15 protein-coding genes are annotated in these 13,007 nt (G+C 38.5%); 14 read left to right on the plus strand and 1 reads right to left on the minus strand.

Going from position 1 to position 13,007, the window contains the following annotated elements:
* Positions 1 to 84: 84 nt before the first annotated feature.
* The 10 genes from BUC16_RS12010 to BUC16_RS12050 all read left to right on the plus strand — a co-directional run bounded on the left by BUC16_RS12010 (position 85) and on the right by BUC16_RS12050 (position 8,734).
* The gene (locus BUC16_RS12010; protein ID WP_073370888.1) at positions 85 to 2,025 is read left to right on the plus strand and encodes a DEAD/DEAH box helicase; all 1,941 of its coding nucleotides are present in this window, start codon (positions 85 to 87) and stop codon (positions 2,023 to 2,025) included.
* An 86-nt stretch (positions 2,026 to 2,111) separates the two neighbouring features.
* Positions 2,112 to 2,879 carry a carboxypeptidase-like regulatory domain-containing protein gene (locus BUC16_RS12015; RefSeq protein WP_073370890.1) on the plus strand — a complete coding sequence of 256 codons (768 nt, stop codon included), beginning with the start codon at positions 2,112 to 2,114 and terminating at the stop codon, positions 2,877 to 2,879.
* Between the two features lie 273 nt (positions 2,880 to 3,152).
* Positions 3,153 to 3,782: a hypothetical protein gene (locus BUC16_RS12020; RefSeq protein ID WP_073370891.1), complete on the plus strand. Its 630-nt coding sequence runs from the start codon at positions 3,153 to 3,155 to the stop codon at positions 3,780 to 3,782.
* A gap of 206 nt (positions 3,783 to 3,988) precedes the next feature.
* Positions 3,989 to 4,447 (plus strand): tungsten formylmethanofuran dehydrogenase, encoded by a 459-nt coding sequence (locus BUC16_RS12025; RefSeq protein ID WP_073370893.1) that lies wholly within the window; start codon positions 3,989 to 3,991, stop codon positions 4,445 to 4,447.
* Between the two features lie 127 nt (positions 4,448 to 4,574).
* Positions 4,575 to 5,033 (plus strand): SRPBCC family protein, encoded by a 459-nt coding sequence (locus BUC16_RS12030; RefSeq protein ID WP_073370894.1) that lies wholly within the window; start codon positions 4,575 to 4,577, stop codon positions 5,031 to 5,033.
* Between the two features lie 99 nt (positions 5,034 to 5,132).
* Positions 5,133 to 5,561 (plus strand): copper resistance protein NlpE, encoded by a 429-nt coding sequence (locus BUC16_RS12035; RefSeq protein ID WP_141226151.1) that lies wholly within the window; start codon positions 5,133 to 5,135, stop codon positions 5,559 to 5,561.
* A gap of 239 nt (positions 5,562 to 5,800) precedes the next feature.
* Positions 5,801 to 7,516, plus strand: a complete 1,716-nt coding sequence (locus BUC16_RS12040) for a tetratricopeptide repeat protein (RefSeq protein ID WP_073370897.1) — start codon at positions 5,801 to 5,803, stop codon at positions 7,514 to 7,516.
* The gene (locus BUC16_RS17630; RefSeq protein WP_141226152.1) at positions 7,479 to 7,658 is read left to right on the plus strand and encodes a hypothetical protein; all 180 of its coding nucleotides are present in this window, start codon (positions 7,479 to 7,481) and stop codon (positions 7,656 to 7,658) included. Before BUC16_RS12040 ends, BUC16_RS17630 begins: the two co-directional genes overlap by 38 nt.
* A 76-nt stretch (positions 7,659 to 7,734) precedes the next feature.
* Complete coding sequence (locus BUC16_RS12045; RefSeq protein WP_073370899.1) at positions 7,735 to 8,172, plus strand: VOC family protein; 438 nt, start codon at positions 7,735 to 7,737, stop codon at positions 8,170 to 8,172.
* 115 nt (positions 8,173 to 8,287) lie between these two features.
* Positions 8,288 to 8,734 (plus strand): VOC family protein, encoded by a 447-nt coding sequence (locus BUC16_RS12050; RefSeq protein ID WP_073370900.1) that lies wholly within the window; start codon positions 8,288 to 8,290, stop codon positions 8,732 to 8,734.
* 36 nt (positions 8,735 to 8,770) lie between these two features.
* Here the strand turns inward: BUC16_RS12050 and BUC16_RS12055 are convergent, their stop codons facing one another.
* Entirely contained in the window at positions 8,771 to 9,790 is a 1,020-nt protein-coding gene (locus BUC16_RS12055) for an LLM class flavin-dependent oxidoreductase (RefSeq protein WP_073370902.1), read from the minus strand.
* 233 nt (positions 9,791 to 10,023) lie between these two features.
* Here BUC16_RS12055 and BUC16_RS12060 point away from each other — a divergent pair, with 233 nt between their 5' ends.
* The 4 genes from BUC16_RS12060 (at position 10,024) to BUC16_RS12075 (ending at position 12,698) form a co-directional block, all read left to right on the plus strand.
* On the plus strand, positions 10,024 to 10,404 hold the full coding sequence (locus tag BUC16_RS12060) for a PH domain-containing protein (protein WP_073371241.1): 381 nt from the start codon (positions 10,024 to 10,026) through the stop codon (positions 10,402 to 10,404).
* Between the two features lie 160 nt (positions 10,405 to 10,564).
* Positions 10,565 to 11,155 (plus strand): TetR/AcrR family transcriptional regulator, encoded by a 591-nt coding sequence (locus BUC16_RS12065; protein WP_073370904.1) that lies wholly within the window; start codon positions 10,565 to 10,567, stop codon positions 11,153 to 11,155.
* Between the two features lie 12 nt (positions 11,156 to 11,167).
* Positions 11,168 to 11,395, plus strand: a complete 228-nt coding sequence (locus BUC16_RS12070) for a hypothetical protein (RefSeq protein ID WP_073370905.1) — start codon at positions 11,168 to 11,170, stop codon at positions 11,393 to 11,395.
* A gap of 70 nt (positions 11,396 to 11,465) precedes the next feature.
* Positions 11,466 to 12,698, plus strand: coding sequence for an MFS transporter (locus tag BUC16_RS12075; protein ID WP_073370907.1), 1,233 nt, complete (start codon positions 11,466 to 11,468; stop codon positions 12,696 to 12,698).
* The last annotated feature ends 309 nt before the right edge of the window (positions 12,699 to 13,007 follow it).

Here is a 13,007-nt window from a genome sequence, read left to right on the forward strand (position 1 = left end):
TGACAATAAAATATTAAATCTGAATTTTCTATTAGATTATATCGTTTTTAAACTGTACTTTTGCACCAAATTTTAAAAACATATATGAATAAATTTGAACAATTAGGATTGAGTGAGTCGCTACAACGTGCGATTATCGATCTAGGATTTGAGAATCCGACCGAAGTACAGGAGAAAGCGATTCCCCTATTATTGGAACAAGACACAGATTTAGTTGCGTTGGCTCAGACAGGGACAGGGAAAACGGCAGCTTTTGGTTTTCCAGTCATCCAAAAAATTGATGCCGACAACAGAAATACACAGGCGTTAATCTTATCACCTACCCGCGAACTATGTTTGCAAATTACAAACGAACTTAAAAACTACTCCAAATACGAAAAAGGTATTAATGTAGTGGCTGTTTATGGTGGTGCGAGTATTACAGAACAGGCTAGAGACATCAAAAGAGGTGCGCAAATTATTGTGGCTACTCCAGGTAGAATGCAGGACATGATTAACAGAGGATTGGTAAACATCTCTCAAATTAGTTACTGTATTCTTGACGAAGCAGACGAAATGTTGAATATGGGCTTCTATGAAGACATCGTAAACATTCTTTCTACTACGCCAGACGAAAAAAACACATGGCTGTTCTCGGCTACAATGCCGGCAGAAGTAGCCCGAATTGGAAAACAATTTATGACCAACCCAGTTGAAATCACGGTTGGAGCAAAAAACTCGGGTTCAGCTACCGTTTCTCACGAATTTTACTTGGTAAATGCCCGTGACCGTTACGAAGCTTTGAAAAGATTGGCCGATGCCAATCCAGACATTTTCTCGGTAGTTTTTTGTAGAACAAAACGTGACACACAAGCGGTTGCCGAAAAATTAATCGAAGACGGATACAGCGCTGCTGCCTTGCACGGAGATTTATCTCAAGCGCAACGTGACGGTGTGATGAAATCTTTTAGAGGTCGTCAAATCCAAATGCTTGTGGCTACTGACGTTGCTGCTCGTGGAATTGACGTTGACAACATTACTCACGTAGTAAACTATCAATTGCCTGACGAAATAGAAACCTACAATCACCGTTCTGGCCGTACAGGTCGTGCAGGGAAATTGGGAACTTCTATCGTTATTGTAACCAAAAGTGAAATCCGCAAGATTTCTTCCATCGAAAGAATCATCAAACAGAAATTCGAAGAAAAAACAATTCCTTCTGGAATTGAAATTTGCGAAATCCAATTGTTGCATCTTGCCAACAAAATCAAGGATACTGAAGTAGATCACGAAATTGACAACTATCTTCCGGCTATCAACAGCGTTTTGGAAGGTTTGACAAAAGAAGAATTGATCAAGAAAATGGTATCTGTAGAATTCAACCGTTTCATCAATTACTACAAGAAAAACAGGGACATCTCTAATCAATCTTCGGGTTCTGAAAGACGTGAGCGTGACGACAGAGAACCAAGAGAAAACAACAATGGCGGTGCCACAAGATATTTCGTGAACATCGGGTCCAGAGACAATTTCGACTGGATGTCATTGAAAGATTACTTGAAAGAAACATTGGACTTGGGTCGTGATGATGTTTTCAAGGTAGATGTAAAAGAAGGTTTCTCTTTCTTCAACACCGATCCGGAACACACGGATAAAGTAATGGAAATATTGAACAACGTACAATTAGAAGGACGTCGTATCAATGTTGAAATTTCTAAAAACGACGGTGGCGGAAGACGCGATCATAACGGAAGAAGTTCTGGAGGTTTTGGTGGCGGAAGAAGTTCTGCTCCAAGAAGAGAAGGAAACTTTGCTCCAAGACGTGAAGGTTCTGGTGGTGGATTCAGAAGCGACAGAAGTTCTGCTCCGAGAGAAGGTGGTTTTGGACCTAGAAGCAATTCAGCTCCAAGAACTGGTGGTTTCTCTGATAGAGCTCCAAGATCATCCGATGCTCCAAGACGTGACGGTGGTTCTTCGGAAAGACCGGCAAGACGCTCTGAAAGCTTTGGTGATGCACCAAGAGAAAGAAGACCGAGAAGAAGTTAACACATTTTGTTAATTTTCTTATAATTATATTGAAACTACAAAATATTTAATACCGTTTTATTACTTTTAAAGTTTTAAACCAGTTTATGAAATATTTTGTAGTTTTCTTTTTTTTAATACTCTCCTCAACAGCTTTTTCGCAAGTTATTGAACCAGCCCAAACCGTTACTGGGACTATTATTAATGACAATACGAAATTCCCTTTACCAAATGTAAACATCATCAACATCAATAAAGTAAAAGGCACAACCACGGATGACAAAGGTAATTTTGTACTTGCCGTTTCCGTAAACGACACCTTGCACATTAGCTGTATTGGATTTCAATCTTTAAGAATCAAGGTTACCAATGACTGGGTAAAAACCAAAACCACCACCATACAACTGACCGAAAAAGCCTATGCGCTGGAAGAAGTAATCGTTGGACGATACAACTTGACGGGCTATCTGGAAGTGGATTCCAAATTAATTCCAACCCACGAAAACTACCGCTACAGCATCAATGGATTGACCGAAGGATATGAAACCGGAGACACTTCACCCAATGCATTCAGCAAAACAATGGGAGCTATTTTCAATCCCGCCGACAAGCTTTACAACTTTTTTGGCAAGAAACCCACCGAACTCAAAAGACTAAAAGAAATGAAGAAGGACGATACCGTTCGCAATCTTCTGGAAACCAAATTTGATCGTGAAACCATTTCCGTATTGCTGGGCATCGACAAAAAAGAAATCGCCGAAATCCTGGAACGTTGCAGTTACTCCGAGTCCTTCGTGAGAACCGCCAACGACCTGCAAATTCTGGACGCCATAAGCGGTTGCTATGAAGAATACAAAATTTTGAAAAAGAAATAGTTTTTTTCAGTACTCCGTTTTCATTCGCAGTAGGCAGAACTCCCGTAAATAAAACTAATCCCTAATTGTGAATCAGTTAGGGATTTTTTATTGGTGTTTTGGGTTGAAAAAGTGGATTGAAAACATAAAGTGGATTGGATAATTTGTAATAAAAATATTATTTCTATATTTGTTGACATTCACTATTCAATAGCGACTATACACCCTAAATTGGGTAGATTGTTGCTACTTTGTAGCGAGTATATGCAAGTTACCAGTAATTGAAAAAATAAAATGAGAATAACCAACGTAGAAAAGAAGCAATTATCTGATGTTTTTCATAAATACAAATTAAATATTTTAGACTTTGAAGCAACAGGAGAATACGAAGTATTTAAAATTAAATTTAAATATGATTATTTTTCGTTTTCTATTATCAAACAAAAAACCAATGGTTATCTAATTGAATATTTTTCAGTCGACGATAAAAATGCAATTTCAATATCAACAAGTTGGAATGGTTTGGTGCAACATTTTTTGATGTGGACAGAGAAACTTGTTGCTGAATTTAATTCTCCAACTGGTTGGGAATCTTTTCAAAATACAAATTTCCTTAATGCTGAATATGAAGAACTAAACAGCAAATTTACAGATATTGAAAAAATTCAGACTAAACAAAACATAGAAGACTTAAAAGTAAAAATTAAGCTTTTAAATTTAAGTCCAGAGAAATTAGAAATAATTGAAAGTAAATTAGATTCTTTGTCTGCAAAAGTTGACGAGTTGAATAAATTTGATTGGAAATCAATGTTTATTGGTACAATTGCAAGCTTAATAATGACTTTTGTAGTTCCTCAAGAAGCAAGTGGAATGTTTTGGGAATATGTAAAAAGCTCATTTCATAATTTAAAGATTAGTGCATAATCAACTACTGGTAACAGCTACAACTGATTTTGGCAATTGGATTAATGGAAAGTTGGTTTTATTTGGAAGTTTTGACAAATCCGAAAATAGGGATTAATTTAGCGACAAACTATTTATTACCAAAACATTATAGGTTTTGTAAAACGACAGCTCGTATGACAGATAATAACGACTCGAAAGATTGAGACAAACAAACATTTAACATTATGAAAAAGTTACAATTCAAAGTAAGCATCAATGCTCCCGTGACCGAGATATATGATTTTATGCTTGGCATTAACAGTAAATCAACTTATGAACAATGGACTGCATTGTTTAATCCTACATCGACCTATGAAGGAAGTTGGGACAAGGGAACTAAAATTCTATTTGTTGGAGTAGACGAAAAAGGAGAAAAGGGAGGCATGGTTTCCAGGATAGCTGAAAACATTCCCAACCAATTTGTTTCGATTCAACATTATGGCCTTTTAAAAGGGGACAAGGAAATTACGGAAGGACCAGAAGTGGAAAAATGGGCAAACGGATTTGAAAACTATACCTTCGAAGAAAACAATGGAACAACAACCGTTACAGTAGACTTAGACACCACAGAAGATTTTGTGGGTTATATGAACGAGAACTACCCAAAGGCACTAGACAAGCTGAAAGAACTTTGTGAAAAATAACAATTTCAAGAATATCTTAAAAAGACAAAGAAGCGAAGTTCAACGACAGCATTAGAAAAAATAATACTGGAGTTAAATAAACACAGCCTATAACCGCGGTTTTGCAAAATAACTAAATCTATAAATTATGGTAAATATAATTCACAGAGTAGGCATTAAAGCAGAAATTCAAAAAGTATACGAAGCTTTGGCAACGATACAAGGAATATCGAATTGGTGGACAAAAGACACAAGCGGAGAATCCGAAATTGGGAAAACGGTTACGACCCGATTTCATACTTTGGAAGGAAATGAAATTGGCAGCATGAGTTTTGAAATAAAAGACTTGGAACCCAATAAAAAAATTCATTGGAAATTTCTGGAAGGTCCAGAAGAATGGATTGGAACTGAAGTCATATTCGATTTACATCAAGAAGAAAACTATACAATCGTATTGTTTAACCACGTTAATTGGTCTGAAGAAGTAGAATTCAAAGCGCATTGCAGCATGAAATGGGCAATTTTTATGCTTAGTTTAAAACAACTCATCGAAAACGGAGAAGGAAAACCTTCGCCTCATGACATAAAAATAGATAACTGGAATTAGCTGTCTTCACGGCAATGAACTGCCAACAGCGGTGTGACGTTGTGAAAAACGCTGTCAGAAACCGTAAAATCAAGAAAACATTATTTAAAAACTACTCCAATGAAAGCATTTTTTACAATTTTAATTTTAATTTCAAGTATGACGGTATTCTCTCAAGTGGACAAATCGGCTGGTGACTACCTGCGTACTCTTAAAACTGATAACGGTGACTTGATAGAATACAAATTGACTTTAAACGAAGATGGAACTTTTATATTCCACTCTTATTCAAACATTAAACAGGCAGTTCCACCCGAAACAAACACATATGGTAAAGGAAAATGGACTGTAGAAAACAACGTGATTTCATTCTTTGCCGATAAACAAAAAGACATTGATAAAAAAAATACTTTGGACTTTACTAATTCCAAGGCGAGGTTCATCACAAAAAATCCTAGAAACAAAACGGACCAAATAATTAAAACAAGACTTCAATTCTTACAATCAGATATTTTCTGGATGGCAAGAATTGAAATGTTTAAAATATAAAAACTCATTACCGTATAGTCAGCTTTTCTCTCAACAGCTTCCACAACGGATTTACTTCGTCCGTTCGGCTTGCAGCCTCGGGTGTACAATAGGCTTAATTTGAAAATGGCTTTGTATTTTAAAGTTTAACAATAACCAAAAGACAAACCTTGGTCAAGCCACGACAAGACTGTATTACAACACATTAACACCAACTTTCAAAAATATTTTGTAAATTCAAGGTCTTAAAACCATGAATTATGCGAACCACTTACTATTTACTTTGTTTTATTATAATTTGCTGTTCATGCTCCAAAAACAAGACAGTAAATGAAGCTAAATCTGTATCCAGTAATTTTAGCTGCAGCACACCTGAAGTAACAGACAAAAACTGGTATTCTTCAGGCAAAAAAGCCCCTTTATTCAAAGGGCTAGATGGTCTTCATTTTCCTATTTCGACAAAAAATGCAGAAGTACAAAAATATTTCCATCAGGGATTAATGCTTTCCTTTGGATTTAATCATGCTGAAGCTGCCCGTTCCTTTTTTGAAATCACGCGACAAGAGCCCAAATGCGCCATGGGTTGGTGGGGTTTTGCCTATGTTCTTGGCCCAAATTACAATGCAGGCATGGAAAAGGATAATTTTCTGCGGGCTTACAACGCTGTCAAAAAAGCAAAATTATATTCGGCCTCCTGCACGGAAAAAGAAAAAGATTTGATTGAAGCCTTAATGCTTCGCTATTCCAACGATACCATTATTGAGCGTTCTGTACTCGATTCGTCTTATGCCTCTGCCATGCGAAAAGTGTATAAAAAATACCCAAAGGATGCAACGGTAGGTGCACTGTTTGCGGAATCGTTAATGGACATGCATCCCTGGAATTTATGGAATAAAGACGGAACACCACAGCCTTGGACACCTGAAATAATAACAGTGCTCAAAAAATGCCTGCAATTGGAACCAAAAAATGCAGCTGCAAACCATTTTTACATACATGCCGAAGAAATGTCACAGAAACCCGAAAATGCAGAAGCCAGTGCAGACTTGCTTCTCGATTTGGTTCCGGGTTCCGGACATTTAGTGCATATGCCATCCCATATTTACATAAGAAACGGGCGTTATCATGATGGTGTCACAACCAATCTAAAAGCTGTTGCAATTGACAGTTCCTACATAGATGCATGTCATGCCCAAGGAGCCTACCCCCTTGCCTATTACCCTCACAATTATCACTTCATCGCGGCTTGCGCCACACTTAGCGGAGAAAGCAAAATTGCCCTGAAAGGTGCGCATGCAACGGCAAACCATGCCCACAAAAAATTATTGCTCGATCCGGCTTGGTCCACTTTACAGCATTATTATTCAATTCCTTGGTATGTGAAAACAAAACTTGGTTTATGGAATGACATCCTGAACACTCCCGCACCCGAAAAAGAGTTGAAATATCCATTGCTGATTTGGCATTACGCCCAAGGAATGACAATGCTTTCCAAAAATAAACCAACCGAAGCCAAAAAACATCTCGCCACGATAAAAAAAATAATGACCGATCCCAAACTAAAAGATTTGACAATTTGGGGTATTAACAGTGTATTGGACTTATGCGAAATAGCCTCGAAAACTTTGGAAGGAGAAATCAATGCCAACGAAAAAAATTATGTCAAAGCAATTTTACTTCTGAAGGAAGCTGTGGCAAAAGAAGACGCACTGAATTATAATGAACCACCAGATTGGTTTTTTTCGGTTCGCCATCATTTAGGCGTCATATTGATTGATGCAGGAAAATATCAAGATGCCATAAAAATATACGAAGAAGATTTAAAAAACTTCCGCAATAACGGTTGGGCTTTGAAAGGACTAATGAATGCCTACGAAAAGCTTGGCGACAAAAAAAGACATGAAGAAACAAAAGTTCGTTTTAACGAAGCCTGGAAACATGCCGATATGCAAATTGCTTCTTCAAGAATATTATAAAACGGCTGTAGAATTAAATCTTGGCGGTTATGCTAGATGTTTGCTGGTAGCCATAATTATCGAAGATTTTGACGGACACACTTGGGAGATTCTCTATATGGACATTTCCAAATTTCCAAAAGAACAACCAGCCAGACAATAACAGCAAAATGCCAACGTCGGTTTCGCTCGTGTAGCAAATATAGCAGCTGAAAAAAAAACACTTAAAAATATAAATTATGGCACTTATCAATCCGCACATTAACTTCAACGGAAATGCCGAAGAAGCATTTAATTTTTACAAATCGGTATTTGGTGGAGAGTTCACAAAGATTATACGCTTAAAAGACCTATCAAGCCCCGAATTTCCGGTAGCCGAAAATGATGCCAACAAGATTATGCACATTGCTTTGCCCATTGGCCAAAACATTTTGATGGCCAATGACATTCCGGAAAGCATGGGACAAGTAAATGAAAATGAAAACAGATCCAAAATCTCCATCAGTGCAGAAAGTCGTGAAGAAGCCGACCAATTATTCAACGGACTTTCAGCAGGCGGAACTATTGAAATGCCCATTGGCAACAGTCCTTGGAATTCCTATTTTGGAATGTTTAGAGACAAGTTCGGCATTGAATGGATGGTGGATTTAGACCCAAACCATAAAGGGAAACCATAAGCGAAAATTAACTAATACTTGATTGAATAATGGGCTTAATTTAATCCAAAACTCGTTGTAGTAGCGGGATATTATAGCAACTTAAAGAAAATCCGTTTAAAATAAATTTTAGACCATGACAAAAAATAATTTGCTTAGAATGGACAATGTCGGAATTGTGGTGGAATCTCTTGACGAAACCATTTCTTTTTTCCTTGAACTCGGCCTAGAGTTGGAAGGAAGAGCAATGATTGAGGGCGAATGGGCCGGTCGTGTAACAGGACTTGGCAATCAATCCGTGGAAATTGCCATGATGGTTACACCAGACGGAAACAGCCGACTGGAGTTATGTAGATACATTAATCCGAAAGTAATTGAAGATCATCGCAACGCTCCGGTAAATGCCTTGGGTTATTTGCGCGTCATGTTTGCGGTTGCCGACATAGACGATATGCTCGAAAGACTTTATAAGCACGGCGCACAACTTGTCGAAGAAGTTGTGCAATACCAAGACGCTTATAGACTTTGTTACATTCGTGGACCCGAAGGGATTTTAATAGGAATTGCTGAACCACTTAAATAAAAATAAGTAGTGGATATGCAAATAAAAATTGCGGTTTTAATTGGTGCCATTTATTTCATCCACAACTTCTTTGAGCAGGCGCAAGCTTTTCAGTTTATCTTGATGGTCAAATATGGCACTGTTAATCATCAATTCGTCCACACGGGAATAACCGATAAACTCTTTTAATTCCGCAGTCAAGGTCTGCTTGCTTCCCACAAACGAACAAGCCGTCATTTGGTTGACCTGAAAACGGGCTTCTTCGCTCATTCCATTCATCAGCTGGGTCAATGACTCGACTGGTGGTTGCAACGGTTTTCTATTGTTTTGCACCAAGTTCCCAAACATTTGATACAAACTGGTCGAAAGGATTTCGGCTTCTTGATCCGTGTCGGCCGCTATGGCATTGACACAAGCCATTGTATGGGGACGTTCCAGAAACTCGGACGCCTGAAAATTATCGCGATACAATTGAAAAGCCACCAACATTTCTCTGGGGGCAAAATGTCCCGCAAACGCATAAGGCAAACCTTTGGATGCCGCCAAAACAGCACTCTCCCTACTCGATCCCAATATCCAAATGGGAACATTCGCGCCTTCGGAAGGAAAGGCACGCACTTTTGCCATGGCGTTCTCCACAGAAAAATAAGCCTCCAAAGCCTCCACATTTTGCGGAAACTGTTGGGATTGTTCATAGAAATCTTTCCGAATGGCCAGGGCTGTCTGCGTGTCGGTTCCGGGTGCTCTTCCCAAACCCAAATCAATACGGTTGGGATAAAGGGTTTCCAGTGTTCCAAACTGTTCCGCAATGATGAGCGGGGAATGGTTGGGCAACATGATTCCGCCAGACCCCACTCGAATATGTTGGGTTTGACCGGCAATATAGCCTATCAAAACCACCGTTGCCGCACTGGCCACATGAGGCATGTTATGATGTTCCGCCAACCAAAATCGTTTGTATCCCAAAGTATCCGCCATTTGGGCTAGTTCTTTTGTTTTTTCGAATGTTGTGGCGGCATTGCTGTCTTGGGAAACCAAGGCCAACTCTAATAAGGAAATGGGAATCGTATTAGTCATTAAATTTTTGGATTTCAGTAAAATTACTCTTTTACAGTAAAAAACCGCCTATTCGTTTGTGTTAATTGAATGGTAATGTTTCGAAAAAAATCTACGACTATTTTGAAAACTCAAGGGTTTACCCAATTTCCGTGGTCAAAACAATTGTTGCCTTTTTTATTCAAAACTGCCCGCAAAAGTTTACTTTTGAAATATCAAACAAAACTCACACAATAACAAATAAAAACATCATTATGGGATTTTTTTCAGCCTTGTTAGGCAACGCCGGAGCAGTAAGCCAAGAAAGTTTAATGAAAGACTACAGCAAATTATTAATTGAAGGAGAAGAAATAGAATTGGGTTTCAAACTCATTCGCGATGTATTCATCTTTACCACCAAACGTTTGATCTTGGTCGAAAAACAAGGTTTGACCGCCAGCAAAGTCGAATACAAATCCGTTACTTATAAGAGTATTTCCAGGTTCAGCATTGAAACTGCGGGTACTTTTGATTTGGATGCAGAACTTAAAATTTGGGTTTCCAGCGAAACACAACCCAGTATCAGGAAACAATTCAACAAATCGGTAAACGTATATGACGTGCACATGGTTTTGGCATCACACGTGTTGGGTTAAAAAGTCATTGTGAAGAACGAAGCAATCCTATTTGTTGCATCCTTCTTGGTCATAATTACATCAAATCTCCGAAGTTTCATGACTTCGGATTTTTTTTTATTCATAAATAAGCGAACATTCATTTATATTCAATACATTTGCTCCTTTAAAAATAAAAACAATGCGAACTAGAGATACAAACAAAGAAGAGCTCGTCAAACAGAAAGCCATAGAAATGATGGTGAAATTGGGCATTGAAGGCTTTGGAATGAATCGGTTGGCAAAGGAAAGCGGCGTTTCGGTGGCGACTTTGTACATCTATTACACCGACAAGGAAGACTTGATAAAAAAAATCGGTATCGAAATTGGACAAAATTTCTTTAATGAAATGGTCAAAGATTTCTCCCCCACCATGTCGTTCAAGGATGGGTTACGCAAACAATGGGAAAACAGGGCACGATTTGTCATCAAATACCCTTTGAATGTTGCTTGTTGGGAGCTTTTGAGTCACTCCAGTTATCGAGATTATATCATGAAAGAAAGTCTGTGTGATTTTAAATCCATAATGACTGAATTTATAAAAAATTCCATTGACAAAAAAGAATTAATGCCCATATCCAAAGAGATATTTTGGAGTATAGCCTACGGTCCATTATATTCTTTGCTCCGTTTCCACAATGAAGGAAAAAGTATGGCTGGAACGCCTTTTGAGCTTACCAAAGAAGCTGCCGAGGAAGCATTTGAATTAGTAATAAAAGCATTGACACCATAAAACAATACAGCCATGGAAAACCTGACAGAAAACATATTGGTATTCGCCACCAATATCCGAACCGTAACCGACAAGCTAACGATAAGCGCAGCATTGGATAAAAATCCTGCCATCGAGAAATGGAATATTGACCAAGAAGACGTCGATTGTGTATTGCGAATCATAAGCAAAACCTTGTCCGAAGAGGAAATAATCAACATTGTCGAGAATCAAAATTTCAAATGCGCTTCATTGGAATAAACAAAAAACGGGATTGGTTTGATATCTTTGTCGAAGATCAAAATTTTGGCAAAGATTAAAAAAATTAAAAATGGAAAAACAAACAGCATCGATACCTTTCACAGCCTATCAAAAATTTGCTGTTTTCATACTTGCCATTACACAATTTACCGTGATTCTCGATTTTATGGTAATGTCTCCACTGGGTGACATTCTAATGAAATCACTGGATTTAAAACCGGCACCTTTTGGCTTGGTCGTTTCCGCTTATGCCTTTAGCGCAGGAATCTCCGGTCTTCTCACGGCAGGATTTGCCGATAAATTCGATCGAAAAAAACTTTTGTTGTTTTTTTATATTGGTTTCATCATTGGAACCATTCTCTGCGGAATCGTCAACTCCTATCCTTTACTTCTGGCTGCCAGAATAGTGACGGGTTTGTTTGGAGGCGTTATTGGCTCCATTTCCATGGCAATAGTTGCCGATTTATTCAGTCTTCAACAACGTGGCCGAGTTATGGGATTTGTTCAAATGGGATTTGGGGCAAGCCAGATTTTGGGAATTCCAATTGGGTTGTATCTTGCCAATGCCTGGGGTTGGCACGCTCCCTTTTTATGGGTAGCTGGTATGGCTGGAATCGTGGCTGTCGCAATTGCCGTCAAACTAAAACCAATCACGAAACATTTGGAAGTGCAACGAGACAAATCTGCTTTTCTGCACTTAATCCACACCCTTGCCAAAAAGGATTATCGAATTGGATTTACTGCCACGGCTTTGCTTTCCATTGGCGGTTTCATGATGATGCCATTTGGAAGTGCATTCGCCATCAATAATTTAAAAATTACCGAGCATCAATTACCCATGATGTTTATGGTCGCCGGTTTATCTACATTGATAATTATGCCGCTAGTGGGAAAATTAAGCGACAAAATAGACAAATACAAAATATTCGCTTTTGCCTCAATATGGACTATGATAATGGTGGGGGTTTACACTAATCTTGGCGTTACCCCTTTTTATTTGGTCCTTGTTTTCAATGTCCTGATGATGGCAGGAATCATGAGCCGCATAGTGCCTTCCACGGCTTTGGTTACTTCCATCCCCGATGTGCAGGACAGAGGCGCTTTTATGAGCATTAATTCCTCGTTGCAACAAATAGCAGGCGGCATTGCAGCCGCTTTTGCAGGTACAATCGTGGTACAAAAAAACAAATTGAGTCCTTTGGAACATTACGACACCTTGGGAATCATAATCATTTTCGTTTTAATCCTGTCCATAATTCTTATGTATCGAGTGGATCGACTAGTCAAAAAGAAAGCCAAATAAGAATCATCATCCCCTTTTGGGCGTGACCCTGCAGACTGCTTCGTCATTCCTCCTCGCAACTTCGGGTCGGGCTTTCCGTTCCCGCTTTTTTGGAAGCGTCTAAAAACCGCCGCTCCCAAAAAGAGCTCCACTACAAACGAAGTTCACTGAACTCCGATGAAAATAAAAATTAAGTGAAGTAATCCCTCACGCAAAGCACAATATTATTAAGTTAAAAATTCGTCAATTCGAGTGTTTTATTAAAAATGCGACAGCTTTTTTAATAAAATGTATCGAGAATACTATCCGTGTAGGCTTCTCGATACAATC

It is taken from the genome of Flavobacterium fluvii (assembly GCF_900129545.1).
GTDB classification, from domain to species: Bacteria; Bacteroidota; Bacteroidia; order Flavobacteriales; family Flavobacteriaceae; genus Flavobacterium; species Flavobacterium fluvii.